General features: G+C 60.2%; 14 protein-coding genes and 1 pseudogene. 5 read left to right on the top strand and 10 right to left on the bottom strand.

Features of this window, described 5'->3' with window-relative positions:
* Positions 1-241: 241 nt before the first annotated feature.
* On the bottom strand, positions 242-508 hold the full coding sequence (locus E7T06_RS20690; RefSeq protein WP_136367656.1) for a hypothetical protein: 267 nt from the start codon (positions 506-508) through the stop codon (positions 242-244).
* A 768-nt stretch (positions 509-1,276) separates the two neighbouring features.
* Between E7T06_RS20690 and E7T06_RS20685 the strand changes: the two genes are divergently transcribed.
* Complete coding sequence (locus E7T06_RS20685; protein ID WP_136367655.1) at positions 1,277-1,618, top strand: hypothetical protein; 342 nt, start codon at positions 1,277-1,279, stop codon at positions 1,616-1,618.
* Between the two features lie 17 nt (positions 1,619-1,635).
* On the opposite strand, the gene E7T06_RS20680 is transcribed toward E7T06_RS20685, so the two are convergent.
* The 8 genes and pseudogenes from E7T06_RS20680 to E7T06_RS20650 all read right to left on the bottom strand — a co-directional run bounded on the left by E7T06_RS20680 (position 1,636) and on the right by E7T06_RS20650 (position 7,928).
* Entirely contained in the window at positions 1,636-1,890 is a 255-nt protein-coding gene (locus tag E7T06_RS20680) for a hypothetical protein (protein ID WP_136367654.1), read from the bottom strand.
* Positions 1,891-2,194: 304 nt separating this feature from the next.
* Positions 2,195-2,608 (bottom strand): TetR-like C-terminal domain-containing protein, encoded by a 414-nt coding sequence (locus E7T06_RS20675; RefSeq protein ID WP_136367653.1) that lies wholly within the window; start codon positions 2,606-2,608, stop codon positions 2,195-2,197.
* Between the two features lie 97 nt (positions 2,609-2,705).
* Positions 2,706-2,969: a hypothetical protein gene (locus E7T06_RS20670; protein ID WP_136367652.1), complete on the bottom strand. Its 264-nt coding sequence runs from the start codon at positions 2,967-2,969 to the stop codon at positions 2,706-2,708.
* A 122-nt stretch (positions 2,970-3,091) separates the two neighbouring features.
* Positions 3,092-3,574, bottom strand: a complete 483-nt coding sequence (locus E7T06_RS20665) for a hypothetical protein (protein WP_136367651.1) — start codon at positions 3,572-3,574, stop codon at positions 3,092-3,094.
* 234 nt (positions 3,575-3,808) lie between these two features.
* Positions 3,809-4,707 (bottom strand): annotated as a pseudogene (locus E7T06_RS20660) (IS5 family transposase).
* 63 nt (positions 4,708-4,770) lie between these two features.
* A complete protein-coding gene (locus E7T06_RS21995; RefSeq protein WP_240741208.1) occupies positions 4,771-6,156 on the bottom strand; it encodes a diguanylate cyclase in 1,386 nt (461 codons plus the stop codon).
* A complete protein-coding gene (locus tag E7T06_RS21990; protein WP_240741204.1) occupies positions 6,101-6,676 on the bottom strand; it encodes a PAS domain-containing protein in 576 nt (191 codons plus the stop codon). The genes E7T06_RS21995 and E7T06_RS21990 overlap by 56 nt, the downstream gene beginning before the upstream one ends.
* The gene (locus E7T06_RS20650; protein ID WP_136367650.1) at positions 6,660-7,928 is read right to left on the bottom strand and encodes a PAS domain-containing protein; all 1,269 of its coding nucleotides are present in this window, start codon (positions 7,926-7,928) and stop codon (positions 6,660-6,662) included. Before E7T06_RS20650 ends, E7T06_RS21990 begins: the two co-directional genes overlap by 17 nt.
* A gap of 336 nt (positions 7,929-8,264) precedes the next feature.
* Between E7T06_RS20650 and E7T06_RS20645 the strand changes: the two genes are divergently transcribed.
* The 4 genes from E7T06_RS20645 to E7T06_RS20630 all read left to right on the top strand — a co-directional run bounded on the left by E7T06_RS20645 (position 8,265) and on the right by E7T06_RS20630 (position 14,018).
* A complete protein-coding gene (locus E7T06_RS20645) occupies positions 8,265-9,077 on the top strand; it encodes a ParA family protein (RefSeq protein WP_168733691.1) in 813 nt (270 codons plus the stop codon).
* Positions 9,070-9,999, top strand: a complete 930-nt coding sequence (locus E7T06_RS20640) for a ParB/RepB/Spo0J family partition protein (RefSeq protein ID WP_136367648.1) — start codon at positions 9,070-9,072, stop codon at positions 9,997-9,999. Before E7T06_RS20645 ends, E7T06_RS20640 begins: the two co-directional genes overlap by 8 nt.
* 546 nt (positions 10,000-10,545) lie before the next feature.
* On the top strand, positions 10,546-11,916 hold the full coding sequence (locus tag E7T06_RS20635; RefSeq protein WP_136367647.1) for a hypothetical protein: 1,371 nt from the start codon (positions 10,546-10,548) through the stop codon (positions 11,914-11,916).
* Positions 11,917-11,927: 11 nt separating this feature from the next.
* Positions 11,928-14,018 (top strand): hypothetical protein, encoded by a 2,091-nt coding sequence (locus E7T06_RS20630; protein ID WP_136367646.1) that lies wholly within the window; start codon positions 11,928-11,930, stop codon positions 14,016-14,018.
* Positions 14,019-14,088: 70 nt separating this feature from the next.
* Here the strand turns inward: E7T06_RS20630 and E7T06_RS20625 are convergent, their stop codons facing one another.
* Entirely contained in the window at positions 14,089-14,802 is a 714-nt protein-coding gene (locus tag E7T06_RS20625) for a DUF6683 family protein (protein ID WP_136367645.1), read from the bottom strand.
* Between the last annotated feature and the right edge of the window lie 906 nt (positions 14,803-15,708).

The raw sequence follows: 15,708 nt of genomic DNA, 5'->3' as shown, positions 1-15,708 counted from the left end.
TAGGGCCAGAGCTACCACTGAAAAGCATCAGTGAATGACAGGGCAGAAGGGTCGCCCGTTTGTCAGAAACTGACAGCGAGGCTGGGGATAGCGTTATCTACCCCGGTCATCCCTTTTCAGCGGCTCCGGTAAAAAGAAGTGCAGGGCTTCAAGGGGCGCATTTGAAATGGCAACCCCATGAAGGATGCACGGCGAAGAGGAAACACAGGCCGCACGCCCACGCTTCCCCTTCGCCGTCCTCTCACCGGTCGCCTTCAGTTTGAAGCCAGATCGCTTCGGAAAGGCGAACGCCGCGAGGTTGTGCGGCCCGGTTGCGGTACAGCTCTGCCTGCAGGTCTTCCCGCGTCACGCGCACCCAATAACTGCTCCAGCCAGAATTGGCGACCTTCCGGAGGAGCACCTCCGGCGCAGTGTGCTGCACCTCGACATACCCACCAGGATCGGTAGGTGAAGGGTGATCTGCGGCGAAGAAGGAGAGTTGCCAGCCTTGAGCCAGTTCTGAAATCACAGCAGCACACGCGGCTTGTGTGGAGGAAGCCTCTAGGGGAAGCCCGCACTCTGGACGTGGGGCCGGTGGCGTCTGTGATGATAGAGGTGGGGTCTGACGTACTTGCGGGCGAATCAAACTCCAGATCGAGAAGCCCAGTAGTAAGGCGACTGGGACATTTAGCAGGAGTGTGGTCATGTTCATGCGTTCTCTTTACCGGCCTCTTGAATGTGCTTCCCTGCCTGACCTTTACAGCAACCATAAGATGAGAAGGCACACCCCAAGTATCCCGATCAGCAGCCGAGGCCCCTGAGCTGGTCGGCGAACGAGGAAGGCGACGAGCACCCCCACAAATAAGACCTGCCAAGGGAAGCCCAAGCTGTTAGACAAAAGACTGTCTGTCATCCTGCCCCGCCTTCCTCTTCGCCGGGCTTCGTGTTCCGGGTGTCAGCCTTGCTCCATCTCTTCTTGCCCCACAGCAGAGCGCACACGAAAGCAAAGGCAGGCCAGCGCACTGAGGGGCTGTAAAACACTGGCCCTAGCGTCACGATTGCACTTGTGCTCGGATCGTTCACGGCCACAGCCTACACTTCCTCTCCGCTGGGACGAAAGCCGATAAAAGCCGAAAAAGTTAGAACGCCCAAATCTAAAACTGACGGCAAATGACGGCACGAATGACCAAAGATGACCAAGTGCAGCACCCTAAGGATTGCCCACGGTGGCCGCCATGCCCACAGTAATGGGACAAACTCGCACCAGCCGTTCTCTCATCTGCCCTACGATCACAATATGAGTCTTACTTATGCTGTGGAAAAGTTCATCGCTGCCCGTGACACCTTGGCTACTGGGCCAGACCGCATAGGCGAACGCCTTAAAGATGCCTGGGTGTACAGCCTGGTCAACATTGCTCCTGAACGGGACATCCCCGATCCAGACCTTCGCACAGAGTTTGAAGAACATCGTGCCCGCCTCAACAGCGGACAGCCGATAAGCCAAGAGGGAACCATTGCGGCTTATATCAACACCCAGCCAGAAGAGATCGCCTCTGAAGAGGTGAGATGGCTTCTGACTTTCCTCTATCGCCTTGAAGAGCTTGAGGAGGAGATGGAGCAACTGCGAGGCAAAAACTAACTACGCCTCGCCGGAAGTTAGAGGTCGTCGGCAGTGACCCCATAGATGATCTTGCTGTAACCGCCTGCGCCTAGGAACATCACACCCCGCCCTCCAGCTTCCTCTTGCTGCACTTGCACCACTTCCAGCGGTGTCATAGGCCGCTCTGCCGCAGTTCGACATTCGACCCACACGCCGCGTTCGCTGTCAGCGTTGTAGATGCCCCCGTGATCTCCCGATTTAATGTGGGCCTGAGCTCCCAGCCTCGCCAGTCTGTTGCGTCTTCCGGTCATGCTGCCCCCCTGCCCAGACGCGGGCCTGGGTCTTCTCTTGCGGCCTCAAGTGCCGCTAACCGTGCTTCCCACTCACCGACTTCGACCAATTTTGCGTAACTGCTCGCACCTTGACTGAGGATATGGACAGCCTTCAGGCTCAGCACCGGGTCATCTTCTTGCAACAGCTCTGCGGCCCGCTCCAGCCCTGTCAATGCAGCCCTGTCGATGCAGCCGGAGGATGCTGGCCCGTAGGCGAACCTTCGGATAGGTGGATGGGCTGGTCTCCAGTTCCCGGAGCAGCTCATCAGCGTCTTCAGAAATGTCAATGCGGCGGGCAGGGCGGGCCATGCTTAAGTCTACATATCAAATGCGACGTACTTAGTTCGTCGACAACCGTCATCAGCACGTCAAACACGGGGCCGTGTTCTAGATCGGACACTGCAGGTGGGTGACTCAGTTCAGGCCGGAACATGATGCGGAACTGCGCCGGATGCGCGACAGCAAAACGAATGTACGCGAGACCCAGAGCACGAAGTTGGTCGCGGGGATCCTCCACTTGGGCCACGGCCTCACTCGATGCGCGATCCAGCTGGGTGAGGCCGTCTTGAACCAAGGCCGTCACCAGTAACACTCGGTAACGCCCGCTCCGGATGTCATCCACCAATTGGACAAAGTAGGCAGCCAAGTCTACAAAAGCGGCTTCGTATTCGCCGCCCTCGTGAAAACAGCAGCCCATCTCAAGACTATTCAGGTCGAGTCGCAAAGACTCCCCAGCGCCATTGGAGAAGAGGGGCAACCATTCTGCCCGCCAAGGGTCAATGGAGATATCGTCCTTAAAAAACCTCTCGATCCTCCCAGTAGATCTCCAGACTCAACTCGCTTCCAAGCAAGTGCCAAGTTCCGCCAAACATCAACCAGTCTGGCAAGCCGTCGTGCCATGCAACCAGCGCCAGCAGCGCCTCGGGGAAAGGGTGGGCAAACGCTGCTTGCAGTTCGGTCAGCCGTGCTTGCCCTATGGGTGGGGGCAAGTCATTTGGTGAGACGCCCTGCCGACTCAGCCAATGGTCAAGCTCAGTCAGGTTTGATCGAAGGGTCATGGCAGCGGCCTTTTCCTACAGCATCCTGACGGCATTCATCCAAATGGAAGCGTCAGAACAAAGGTCTCTGACGCGTCCATTCTCTCAATTGCCTACAAACATTCCCGCTGGCTGGCAACGGTTTAAGCCGACTTGGCCTCTGCCAGTATGCGCCGAGTGGTCTCGCTGGCGAGCTTGCCGTCGTAAGCTCCGTCATGCTGGGTTTTAAGGAACTGCATGACTGCGCCGATGTTTCCGGCTCCTTGGGTGACCGCTTCCCGAATGGCCCCTTCCAGCGCCTCTGGGGAAAGCTGCCGCGCACTCAGTTCGGCCTGTGCCTGACGCTGTGCTTCGGTGGCCTGCGTGTGTAGGTTCTGCAATACGGGCAATTCCAGATCAATTTGTGCCGTGTCGCGGCCAAGCCCAGCTAACTGCTCGCGCTCCCGGAGCAGGGCGGCGAGTTGATCCGTCAGCACGCCCGCAATTAGCTGGGCTTGGTCAGTGCCGGGCTTGTTCTTCGCCAACGTTTCTACGTCACCGATCACGCGGCCCAGTACGGCAGTGTGCGCGGCGTCTTTTTGCTTGCGGGCGTTGAGGTGCTGGGCTTTCAGGGCGTCTAGATTCATAGGTCATTCTCCTTTGAAAAAAGGTAGAGAAACGGGCGCACCGTCCGGTCAGGCCAGAGCAGGGGCCTCATACCGCAACGGGGCTGTTGATTGAGCAGGGTCGTTCAGTTAGAAGCTGCCGACTTCTAGGAACCGAACTCTAGCGCCTACCCTGAAAGGCAACATCCGTCATTTGGCCCAGTCACTATTGACCACATGGCGCGTTGGAATCTGCTTCACGACCCCACTTAGAGCCTATCCGGGAAGTTCTCTCACAGGGGCGACAGGGGCGAGCTTACGCCAGATGATGAGGCAGGCGGCCAATTCGACGAAGCCGAGATACAGGTCTTGACGCTTCTCCCAGCGGGTCTGAAGGCGTCGAAATCGATTGAACCAACTATGGCCGACTTCGACCACCCACCGCCGTGCCGGATGGCGTTCCGGATCGCTGGGGGCGGGAATGGGATGTTCCTCCGAGGCCTTCTTTGGAATATGCGCGATGAGCCCTTCATCCACGGCCAGTTGACGACACGCAGGCGTGTCGTACCCACGATCGAGCAGCAGATGGCGCTGTGCCTGCTCCACAGGAGCAGGCACAGCGACGACAACGGCATCAAGAACATCCATCAACATTTTGCTGTCATGGCGATTGGCACCACACAGCACGACTGAGAGCGGAAGGCCTTTAGCATCGGTCAGCAGCGTGCGTTTACATCCGGCTTTGCCTCGGTCGGTGGGGTTGCTGCCCGTGGCTTGCGACGCACCAGGGCCCCCCTTTTTCCGAGCGGGGCTTTCACCATGCTCCCGTCCGCTGCCAGCCATTCCCAATCGATCCCCACTACGTGGTCATACTCTTCGACCAGAAGCTGCCAGGCCGATCGCAAGCACTCGTGCTCGACCCAAGCACAGAAGCGCTCGTGGACGGTCGATTTTGGGCCGTATCGGCGCGGAAGTTGACTCCACTGACTGCCGGTTCGGGCCAGCCAGATCAGCCCATTGAAGATGCCCCGGGCGTCCCGTGCGGGACGCCCGCTCTTTTTCTTAGGCTTCTCAATCACCAGCAGCGGGGCCAGACGAATCCAGAGTTCATCTGAAACCTCCCACAGCGTGGGTTGGTCATCAATTTGATCTTGATGGAGCTGGGTGGTGGTCATCGTCTGCCAGAAGATCATATTTTCCGGATAGGGTCTTAGCAGAGTCCGAGGGCTGCCTTGACTTTATACGGCCTCTCCCCCATCTTGGGCGGCCTTCGACTGGTACATTCGCTGATCGGCCAGACGCACGAGGGCCAGCACATCCTCGCCGTCGTGGGGCCAGAGGGCCAAGCCGAAACTGACCTGAACAGGTGGATGGGTCGTGTCTCCAGCGGCCAACGTTTCTTGCAGCCGGTGGGCGAAACTTTGGGCTGCATTTTCTTCAGCGCCCGACAGCACAACCAAGAATTCATCGCCGCCCAGCCGGAATAATTGGTCGGTGGGGCGGGTGTGCAGCCGCAGGGCATCGGCTACGCCCTGCAAGACTCGGTCGCCTGCCGCGTGTCCGTGGGTGTCGTTGACCGCCTTAAAATCGTCCAGATCCAGCACCACCAGCGCAAATTCCTCTCCCCGCTGCACCGCATGTTCGGCATAGGTAAAGAGTTGAGCTTCGAGGCCGTACCTGTTGCGTAATTCGGTCAGATGATCGTGGGAGGAGGCCCATTCCAACCGCCGCTGCACCTCAATCCGGGCGCTGGCGTCTTCCTGCACGGCCACCCAGTACCGCAGCGCCCCCGCTTCTACGATAGGACTGACATGCATAGTGAACCAGAGCGGCTGAGCGCTTTTGGTGTAGTTCAGGATCAGTTGATGCACATGCTCTTGGCGGGCCAATCCTTCCCGGAGGGCTTGGCGGTGGTGCGCATCGGTCTGTGGGCCTTGCAGCAAGCGCGGGTTGCGGCCCACCACTTCGGCCAGCGCGTACCCAGTCTGACGGCTGAAGGTGGGATTCACATACAGGATGTTCTGCTGGGCGTCCGTGATGACCACACTGATATCCAGCGCGTCCCACACGGCAGCAAGCAAGCTCAGGTGAGGGGTGATGAGTGGAGGCGGACAAGACGTTGAAAAAGGCAACTCCCTGTCGGCGGCGCTTGGAGGGTCTGACGGAGTAGCGGTAAGGCCTGAGGGCTGCGCCCATGCCTGCAAGGCCTGCACCACCACAGGATCGAACTGATGCCCCGCTTGTCGGCGCACTTCCGCGAGGGCTTGCTCGTGTGTCCAAGCCGGTTTGTAGGGCCGCTGACTGATCAGAGCGTCGTACACGTCGGCCACGCTGAAGACGCGGGCCAACAGGCGGATCGCTTTCCCAGCGAGGCCTGCGGGGTAACCCGCACCGTCCCAGCGCTCATGGTGAAACCGGATCACCTCCAGCACCTCCTCGGACAAAAAGCCCAGTGCCGCCGCAAACCGCACCCCCTCCAAAACATGACGGTGAACCTCAGCCCGCTCCCCATCAGTCAGCGGGCCGGGTTTAAGCAAGGTGGCGTCGGGTACGGCCAATCTCCCGACGTCATGTAGGTACGCCCCCAGCCGTAAGGTGTTCAATTCTGCCGAACTCAGGCCCAACGTGCTGCCCAGTTGCAGGGCCAGAGAAGTGACCCGGTCGGTGTGGGCCTTGGGTTTCCCGGTCACGCGCCTCCAGAGCCAACCCCAACGCACGCACGGCAGCGTCTTGGGCGCTCTGTGCCGCCAGTTCGGCCTTCTTTTGGTCATCTATATCGGTGCAGGTGCCCACCCACGCCACCGCCCCGCCGCCTTCGTTCTCGACTCTCACGCCACGAATCAGAAACCAGCGATACCTCCCTTCTCGGTGCCGCAATCGGTACTCGATCTCGTAATCTTCGCCCCTCTCGACGGCGGCTTGCCAGACGGCCAATGTCCGTTCTAGGTCGTCTGGGTGCAGCGCTACCTCGAACCCGAAGCCTTGGGTCTCGCCCAACACTCCGGTATAGGCGGCCCACTCGTGGTTGACATGTTGCCAGACGCCTTGAGCATTGGCCGTCCAGAGCATCACGGGCATGGCGGCCAACAGCCGACGATATGCGCCGTGTTCATCTAGGGGCGTGAGGTCAGGCGTCTGGCTCATGATGTTCAGTGGCGATACTGGAGTTGACTGGACTGGAGTTGGCTGGGTGAGAAGGCAATGGGTGAGAGGGAATAGGGCCAGAGTCGGCAGCAGGCGCGTCGTTCAGATCGGTCTTGTTGGGCTGGCCCTCTGCCGTGAGGTTCCGCACCACCAGCAGCCCCCGCTCGCTGCCCATCGGCGTCAGGCGGCCCTCCAGTTTCAGGCCGTCGTCCGTGCCCAGTGGGGGTTGAAGCATGAAGGCCCGCGAACGACGATTGCTCTGGAGGGTCAGGTTCAGGTACACCATGACCAGCCCTGCCGTGTCTACCGGCCAAACTTGGTACATGCTGCGGCCTACCGGATCGCGTTGCAGCCGCAGAGAATCGGGGTTGTAGCTGAGAACCACACCCTCCCGAGACAACACGAACAGCGCGTCTGGGATGGCCTGCAACAAGGCTTGCGTGTGCAGTTGACTCTGGGCCAATGCCGCCACCGCGCCGCGCTGCTCACTCACATTCCGGATCAGCAGAGTGCTGTGACTGCTGCCTAGCTGCAACTGACGGCTGGCGATTTCCAGATGCAGCAGCAGACCGTCTTGGGTCAGGCCATTGGCATGGCCGAGTTGCCACCGTTGGGTATCGGCAACGGGCAAACTGTCTGGGCCACCCGGAATCAGAGCCGTGAGGGGCTGCCCTTCTAGGTTGCTGACCGAAGCCCCGAAGAGCTGCTCTGCCGCTCGGTTGGCGTAAGTCACTTGGCCCCGCTGATCGTAGGCGATCACGGCGTCGGTTAAGGTCTTGACTCCACTTTCGAAGGGAAGCAGCCGGGCCCCGATCTGAACCGCCCGCCGGAACGCCTGCTGCTGCACCAAATAATCGGACGCGAGGCATATGGCGTCCAGAAAGGCTTGGTAGTGCTGGCGCTCGAAAGTGCGGGGAAGTTGGCGCAGGAGATACAGAAACCCCAAGACCTCGCCGCCGCTGTTCCGCAAACTGGACGCAGCATAAAACCCCGTCTGAAATCCGCCCATCGCGTCGGCCAACAACTTGAAGCGGGCATCGTGGGTGGTGTCGGTCAAGACCAACATGTCTGCCGTCATCAAAGACGCCAGTGGGGGAACCGGCAAGCTCAGCGGCCAACGGTGAGAGGCCAAAACCGTGTGCTGTGCATCGGTGATCAGAGCCAGATCGGCCCCGAGGCGGTCACTGATCAGGCGGCACAGACTGGTCAAGACTGGGTGCGGCGGGGGCGTCAGGAGTTCGGTGTCAGGCATGTCGTCTGTCTTAAAAGAGAATGGGGAGCGGCCACAGCCTGCCGAGGAGGTTCGGTGAAAAGCTGAAAGTGGTCAAGGGATAGAGATGCTGTGATGGAAGCACTCAAGCTGTTCGATAGTGTGATTTTAACGGCGTTCCCGCTGCGAAGAAAAGCTGGACAGGCCGCGATATGAAGGGGTGCTGAACACCGACACGATGTTTCGGCCAAAGCTGAGCGTGAACTAAAACCTGTCCTAAAAGCACGAGTTCTTCGGCTGGTGCCGCTCCCTTTCCAACCAAGACTGAGCAGCCCTGAGTCGCCTCCGCGTCTCGCGGGCGCTAGCATGGGCCTATCTATGAAGGTGATCACGTTTTTTAACCATGCGGGCGGCGTCGGCAAATCCAGCAGCGTGCGGGATATAGGCTTTACGTTGGGGCGGCTTGGGCACCGCGTGTTGCTGATCGACGCCGACCCACAGGCCAATTTGACCGACTGGCTGGGAGTGCGCGGCGTCACTGGTGCAGACGGCCAACCCCGTGACCTGCGCCTAGACGACACCCTCTACCCTGCCGTACTGGCCGACGACGACACCGAGTTGGCGTTGCCCTCCCCCATCCGGGTTCACGGCCTAGACCTGATTCCCGGCCACTTGGATGTGGCCACCATAGAACCGCTGCTGCCGGGGCAGATGATGGGACTGCTGCGGCTTAAAGATGCCCTGCGCTCCCTCAGCGGAAAATACGACTTCGTATTGATCGATCCACCGCCCAGTCTGGGGCAACTCAGCGCGTTGGCGGTCATTGCCGCGCAGTATGTGGTGGTACCTGTTCCGGCCAGCGGTAAGGGACTTAAGGGCCTCCAGACGGTGATGCAGATGCTCAACCGCTTCCGCAAGGCCAACCCGGAACTGGCGCTGTCCATGATTTTGGTGACCCAGTACAACGACACCACCAACCACAGCCGCGAAAGCCTCGCGCAACTTCGGGCACAGTTTGGGCACTTGGCCCCGGTCAGCACGCCGCTTACCTACCGCCCCGCGCTGTATCCAGACTCTCAACTGCACGGTGAACCCTTGCCCGAATTTGCCAAACGTAGCCCAGCCACCCAAGAAATCGCCAGCGTGACCAGCCAACTTCTGGCCGCCCTCGGTGCAGCGCACCATGTCTAAGGCCGCCAAACGCAGCCGGGCCGACGCTTTTGGATCGTTGCTCGGCTCTATGCCCGACCTCTCCCCCGCCCGCAGTCCTTCTATCAGCGCATTGCCGCTTCAGCAAATTATGGTGCGGCCCAATCAACCTCGGCGGCACTTTGGCGAGGCAGCTTTAGCCTCATTAGTGCAGAGCGTGCGGGAACAAGGCGTGTTGCAACCTGTGTTAGTCCGGTCTGTGGCTGGGGGCTACGAATTGATCGCCGGAGAACGGCGGGTGCGGGCAGCGCAGTTGGCGGGCCTCACCGAGATTCCAGCATTAGTGCGCGACGCCACCGATGAGCAAGCCGATCTGCTGGCGGCCCTCGAAAACCTTCAGCGCGAAGACCTGAATCCGCTGGATGAGGTAGACGCCACCCTGACCATCGTGGCCCGGCAACTCAAGATTCCGCAGGGCGACGTGTTGCCCTTGTTGCATGCCCAGCGGCGCACGCCTCAGCCTGAAGTGGTTGAGCAGCTAGACGCCGTGTTCTCGCGGCTCGGCCGGGGCACTTGGCGCTCGTTCGCCTCCAACAAAGCCGGTGTGCTGAGGTTTCCGCCCGATCTGCTTGAGCTGATGCGGCAAGGCACTTTGGAATACACCCGCGCCGCTGCGTTGGCCCGTATCAAGAATGAAGGCCTGCGCTTCAGCCTGACGCAACGCACGCTAACCGAGGCTCTGAGTGTGCGCGATATCGCGTTGGCTGCTAAACCAGAATCCACTGGAGAAGACCGCGCCGCGCCAGAGCAACTCCGGCGCATGCGAGTTTTACTGGATGAGCGGCGGATGGCCCAATTGGGCAAGCCGGAGCAGAAGCGAGTTACAGCACTTCTGAATGAACTTGAGGGTTTGTTGTTGGGCAGTATCCAGCCTCGTCAGCAGGGCAAGTCAAAGCGCTCTTAACGTTAAGAGCAGGTGAGAAAGCTGGAGCTTCGGGAGACATGAGGGGGCGGGGGTAATGTGAAAACCGGGTTGCTCTTAACGTTAAGAGCAACATAGAAGACGAAGTTGGTCGGCCCTCGAGAAAAGCAGAGTTGCAGAGCCGCTCACCTGACTTACACCACTTGACTCAAAACAGAACTGCCCTACTCGTAGACCAACTGGCCCTGCTCTTAACGTTAAGAGCAGGGCCAGTTGCGAGAGAATTGAGAGCTGTGACGACGTGCTGTACACCGAAATCACACTCTATGCACTAGTTGCCGGACAACACATTGAACTGGAGGCCAGTAGGACGGCTTTGAGTTCAGTTGCCGCAGACCACGAAAAGTAGGAGATACGATTGTGCTGGAGAAACAGCCCTTGACCATCCCTTGGGCTTGAGCTGCGCCCTTCGCCGTTACCTGCGCTCCGGCTGTGGGGTCAACTGTAGTGTGGTGATTTGTTTGAAGCTGCACGGTCACAGCACAATGGGCTTGATCCATACACGGCCCCATTCTCCTTTGAGGTGTCATGAAGCGCTCGCCACTGCACCGTATATTTTTGCACCGCCTGTCTCTGAACCGCTTGCCCACCTACCGCCCCCTGATCCTGACTGCGTTGCTGGCTGTGCTGGGCGCATCTGCCCTTGCCGCTACACCGAACCGATTTGCCGGAGTCGCTTGGCAAGACCCGGCGGGGATGGAAGTCTCGACTAGCTTCCTCACCTCCTGTCCAGCCCGCTGCCTGACTTACCGGGGCAGCGGCAACTCCGACGACTGGTGGCCGCTGATCCGCGTGCATGAGGGCGTGATCGGGACAGCTCAAACGGCACTGAACCGACTGAGCGCGGCCCTCAAGCGGGACGGTTCGATGCTGCGTGTGCTGCAAGATGGAGAGCAGCAAGTTGGGGCCGTTAAGGTGCGGCTGCTGACGCTGGAAATCAAGGATTACGCCGATGATTCCTCGCCCGACTTTGCGGTGGTGCTGCTGCTGGAACAAGGCGGCGTGACCCTCCCACTGGAACTGGTCGCGCTAGACCGGGAAGAACTCGCGGGGCCACGTTTTGCGGCGCTGGCGGCGTTGGCCGACACCATCAAGCTGAGTCCAGAGGTTATTAGAAAAGACGTGACGGCCCGGGATGCCCAGTTTGCCCGCCTGACCAAAGTTATTACCGACGGCTACGCGAACGGCGAGCGGGCGCAGGTGTACGACTCTTCGGACAGCGGGGTTCGCAACGAGTTCAATGGCGGCGGCTTGCAGTTGGTGGCCTATAGAGATACGTCTACGGCGGCCTTCTTGCCGGGTGGGGTGTTTTTAGACCGACCCGGTGAGCCGGATTACCGTGCCCCTGATTTGCGGCGCATGGGTGGGGGAGAGTTGCCTTTACGGTGGCGCGGCGTGTCGGGCGGCTTCGAGGTCATGGCCCCGGACGGCAAAGTCACGCTGTACAAGTTCGGCAAGGTGGCTGGAGCGCAGCGCAGTCTGACGCAAAACAACGAAACCTTTTGGGAAATTCCGCGTCTGGGGGCGGCCGACCTGACTGGCATCTTCAGTTCCATCAGCACCTCATCCAGCGGCGGCCCGATGGCCCCGAACAATTTCGCCGTCTATTCCCGCAGCGATTCTGACCTCGAACTCCTGCCCGGTGGGCGCTACCGCTCCAGCAATCAGAGTTTCACGTCGGTCAGTGCCAGCAACGTTGCGGGCGGTACAGGCCAAAACACGGCGGCAGGCGGGCGCTGGAGCTACGACCCGGCCTCGTACACCCTGACCCTGACACCCGATGGTGGCGGTGTGCGAACTGGCCCCACCTACACCCATACCTTTGCCCCAGATTCCCGACAAAAGGACAGCATCGACTGGACACTTCTGGGCGATGACCGTTGGTGGAAAAATAAATGAGATACGTACAAATGAAATACGTCATGACAGTGTTGCTGGCCCTGCTCTGCTCTTTTGCCAACGCCAAAACCTATACCTACGGCGTGTGGTCGTTCGAGTTGCCAGACGGGGCAAAAGAGTCGGTGGACGGCGGCGTGCGGGCCTTCGGATTTCCGGGCGTGGTGTACCTGTTTACACCGCCTGAGGCGCTGGCGGGCCGCACGCTGGAGGCTATAGCCGACGCTACCATCGCTGACCTGACTCGCGGCTTCACCAGCGGCGTCAAGGCGGCGGGCACAGGCGATCTGAACGGCGGAAAGCTGCTGGCCTATACCGGCCCCGTCACTGATTCCAAAACGGACGCAGGCCGCATGCAGAGCTACTTATTTTTTGAAAGAGCGGGCCAGTGGGGACTGGCGCTGACGATGGTGGACATCACGGCGAATACGGACGTAGACCAAGCCTTGGCGCCGCTGACCAGCATCAAATTCGCGCCGTCTCCTGCTGCGGTGGGCGGCACAGCCCCGTCCGGCGCGGTCTCCACGCCCCGCCTGCCCGCGCTGGCTTGGGCCGCCGCTCCGGCCAACCGCACCGCATCCTCACGCCCCGGTCTCGATTTTCCGGCCGCACGCAAAGCGGGCTTTGACCCCAAAACCGACCTGCTGCCCGACACCTTCGACTGCTACTTGGGCAAAACTGACGACGATGAGGGTTGGCGGCCCATGACCCCCACTCCAGACCTGCGCGTGGCAATCCAGAAGGGCGGCACGTATGCCTTCAACGATGGCACGACCCACAGTCAGGGCCGCTGGGCCAAGACCCTCGACGAGAACAAGCAGCCGCGCACACGCCTTATGGGGCCGCTGGGCAATGTCAGCAGCTTGGGCATTTACATATACGACGACGATGAGGGCCAGAGCTTTACCGCCTCGCACACGGGTTCGGGCCGCGAGGTGCGCTGCTATCAGGCGGGGCCGAGGGCCGAAGCGGTGCGGATGGAACTGACCAAAGTGCGTGCGGGCGACGGCCCGATGACCTGTGTGGACGCGGGTGGAGGCCAGCCCTATACCCTAAATTTCGCCACAAGTGGGGCCGGATTAACTTACAGCACGCCCAAAGGCAAGGGGCAGGCGCGCACCTTTTTCTCCAATCCTTACGGCGACTGGAAGGGACAGGCCGGGTTCAGCGGCGGCCCGTTCGACCTCGGCATAGGGGAGATGAGCGAGGACGAGAACGGCAACCGCAGGCTGACCATTGAGGAGACGACGCACGAGAGCCGGGGCATATTTTACCGGGAGACCAACGTGCGGCCCGTCGCCACGTGCCGCGCACGGGTGCAGCCCCGGCCCCGGCTGCTTTACGGTCAGACTCCAGCCCCCAAAACAGGCGCGAGCAGCGGGGTAAGCGGGTTGTTCATCAGCAATCAATTCGTCACGAGATTCAACGGTAATTTTGTGAACAACAGCTACGAGGCCCAACTGTCGTGGTTCACGCCTGACGGTTACACACTTGACGATATCGACCCGGACGACTTCGGCACGCTGCCCGATTGCACCCGCACCAAGCCCAATGGCGAGCCATTTTGCGAGCGCTACATCCTTAAAGGCACGTCTCTTCGCTTGCCCGACGAGGACAAGGCCGAAGCCTTCAAGAAAATCAGCGACGGCTTTGTAGTGGGAGAAACCGAGTACCACCGCGCCACGCCGCCCACCGCCAAATCGTTGCCGGGCGTGTACGACAGCAACACCGATTCGTCCAGCGGCTCTCAGGGCGGCGGCAGCCAAATCGGAATCTACAACTCGCTGAGTGGGGGCTACCGCTTTACGCCGGACGGTCAATTTTCTTGGAAATACAGTTCGTCCAGCCGCACCTTGATTTCTCCAAACGCTTTCGGCAACGACTTCGGCGGAGGTGTGATGGGCGGCAGCAGTTCCAGCTTCAGCGACGGCGGCGAGGGACGCTACACGCTGGACGGCCACTGGCTGAGTCTGAATCTGACCGATGGGCGCAAATTCCGCCGCTTCGTCTACACGCAGCCCGCCTCCTTTCTGAAGGATGATCCGACGCTGGGCCAACGCCTGAATTTGGGCGGCAGTTGGTTGAAGTGGGTGGGCAAGCCGTAAGAACGGTCAAGGCTTTACAGCAACAGCCCCGGCAATCCACTATGCCGGGGCTGTTGCTCTGTATTTCTACTTAGGGCGTCACTTTGAACCCCTGATCGCTCAAGGTGACGGCTCCCAAATCCAGTCCCATTTCCTGCGTACCCCCACGCAGGCCCGCTCCGAACTCGTCGCGGCTGGCCTGATCGTCCTTCCACGCTTCGGCCAGTGCCCCGAACATCACCACTTGCAGCATCAGCGTGTCCGACATCTCCTGCTTTTGCGCGTCTGTCAGGGCCGCCACGCTGGGCAGCGCCCGCAAGATCGGCTGGAATTGGTTCCGCAGTCCAACTACCTGCGCCTTACTGGGATCGTCGGTGCGGCTCTGGGTCATCAGCCACGCGTAACTCCAGTACACGGCCCACGTATCGGCCAAATTCGTGGCGCTCAGGCCAAACATCGCCTTCACCTGCTTGTCTACTTCCGCAAACACGTCGGTAGCCTTAAACAGCTTGTTCCATTCCGCGCCCGCTTCCGGGCTGCCTTCGCTGATCTGGGCCACAAAGGTATTGATGACTTTTTGGCGAATGGCGGGCGACACCTTGAAATTCAGGGCAGCAGGCTGCACCACGGGCGCGGGCACGGCCGCTTTTTGCCCGCCGCTGGCCGGAGGTTGCAGCGTGCCCACTTGGTTCATCAGCTTGAAGATGGAACCCGATAAGCCGGAAGCGCTGCCCGCCGCCTGAGCCGAGACAGGCTGAGACAAGGACAAGATCACCCCGAGGGCCAACGCCGCACGTTTATGCATGGAATGAGGCTAGCACCCGGCTAGCGGTGGGCAGTTGAGCGCGGGATGAGGTCAATCGGAGGCTGACTTGATTTTCAGAAGAGTACTGACTTGCATTTCAGAAAAGCGCTGACTTGATTTTCATAAAAACACTATGCAAAGCGGGCTGATCGCCTGACAGAAAGTATGAGAAAGCGTCCCCGGTAGGGGACACTTTCTGCTTGTGAAGACCGAAAGCACCCGAGGGGACGCCCCCCGAATGTATCAAGCGGTGCTCGCACATCTCGAGCATTCCCTCTGGAACGATCCCCGCAATGCCCGCACCCTCGCCTGGATGGTCACTGGCTTGGTGCTGTCCCAAAGGGCCTCGCTCTCTGCCTGGCTTCCTCACATTCACTCCCATGCGACCTTCGCTCAGAGCACAGAACGCCGAGTTCGGAGATGGCTGGAGAACCCAGCCATCCATCCCGTCAGCATGTACGGCCCACTTGTCACCCGGGCTTTACGCGACTGGGGAGGGCACACCCTCGTTGTGGCCCTCGATACCAGCATGCTCTTCGAGAAATTCTACCTGATCCGCATCTCTGTCCTCTTCCGAGGACGAGCGGTGCCGCTCGTCTCGCACGTCCTCGAACCCAGGTCAGTGCCCAGGTCAGTACGGCCCACCTCCTTCCCGTCCTCGCTGAGGTGAAGGGTCTCCTCAATTTCCTCGGGATCTGTCAGGTTCGCCTCTTGGCAGATCGAGGCTTCTGCGATATGGAGTTGATGGGCTGGCTGCAGATCTGCGGCTGGCATGACCGTATTCGCATCAAGTCCAGCCTGATTCTCGCTGCCTCTGATGGCAGCGACTCTGCAAGGCCGGTGAGATCCATCTGGCGCCACGAGAGACCCGTTGCTTCCAGAACATCACCTTGACAGGGCGACACT

Origin of the sequence: Deinococcus sp. Arct2-2, assembly GCF_004801315.1 — a bacterium.
In the GTDB taxonomy this organism is placed as follows: Bacteria; Deinococcota; Deinococci; order Deinococcales; family Deinococcaceae; genus Deinococcus.
Note: the sequence above shows the minus strand (reverse complement) of the source record. Positions and strands in the feature narration are given on the sequence as shown.

Coding starts and splice junctions, on each gene's coding strand:
- E7T06_RS20675 (WP_136367653.1), bottom strand. CDS start 2,608: ATGGGCTGCTGTTTTCACGAGGGCGGCGAATACGAAGCCGCTTTTGTA.
- E7T06_RS20670 (WP_136367652.1), bottom strand. CDS start 2,969: ATGACCCTTCGATCAAACCTGACTGAGCTTGACCATTGGCTGAGTCGG.
- E7T06_RS21990 (WP_240741204.1), bottom strand. CDS start 6,676: ATGAGCCAGACGCCTGACCTCACGCCCCTAGATGAACACGGCGCATAT.
- E7T06_RS20630 (WP_136367646.1), top strand. CDS start 11,928: ATGAAATACGTCATGACAGTGTTGCTGGCCCTGCTCTGCTCTTTTGCC.
- E7T06_RS20625 (WP_136367645.1), bottom strand. CDS start 14,802: ATGCATAAACGTGCGGCGTTGGCCCTCGGGGTGATCTTGTCCTTGTCT.
- E7T06_RS20640 (WP_136367648.1), top strand. CDS start 9,070: ATGTCTAAGGCCGCCAAACGCAGCCGGGCCGACGCTTTTGGATCGTTG.
- E7T06_RS20665 (WP_136367651.1), bottom strand. CDS start 3,574: ATGAATCTAGACGCCCTGAAAGCCCAGCACCTCAACGCCCGCAAGCAA.
- E7T06_RS20685 (WP_136367655.1), top strand. CDS start 1,277: ATGAGTCTTACTTATGCTGTGGAAAAGTTCATCGCTGCCCGTGACACC.
- E7T06_RS20645 (WP_168733691.1), top strand. CDS start 8,265: ATGAAGGTGATCACGTTTTTTAACCATGCGGGCGGCGTCGGCAAATCC.
- E7T06_RS20635 (WP_136367647.1), top strand. CDS start 10,546: ATGAAGCGCTCGCCACTGCACCGTATATTTTTGCACCGCCTGTCTCTG.
- E7T06_RS20680 (WP_136367654.1), bottom strand. CDS start 1,890: ATGACCGGAAGACGCAACAGACTGGCGAGGCTGGGAGCTCAGGCCCAC.
- E7T06_RS20650 (WP_136367650.1), bottom strand. CDS start 7,928: ATGCCTGACACCGAACTCCTGACGCCCCCGCCGCACCCAGTCTTGACC.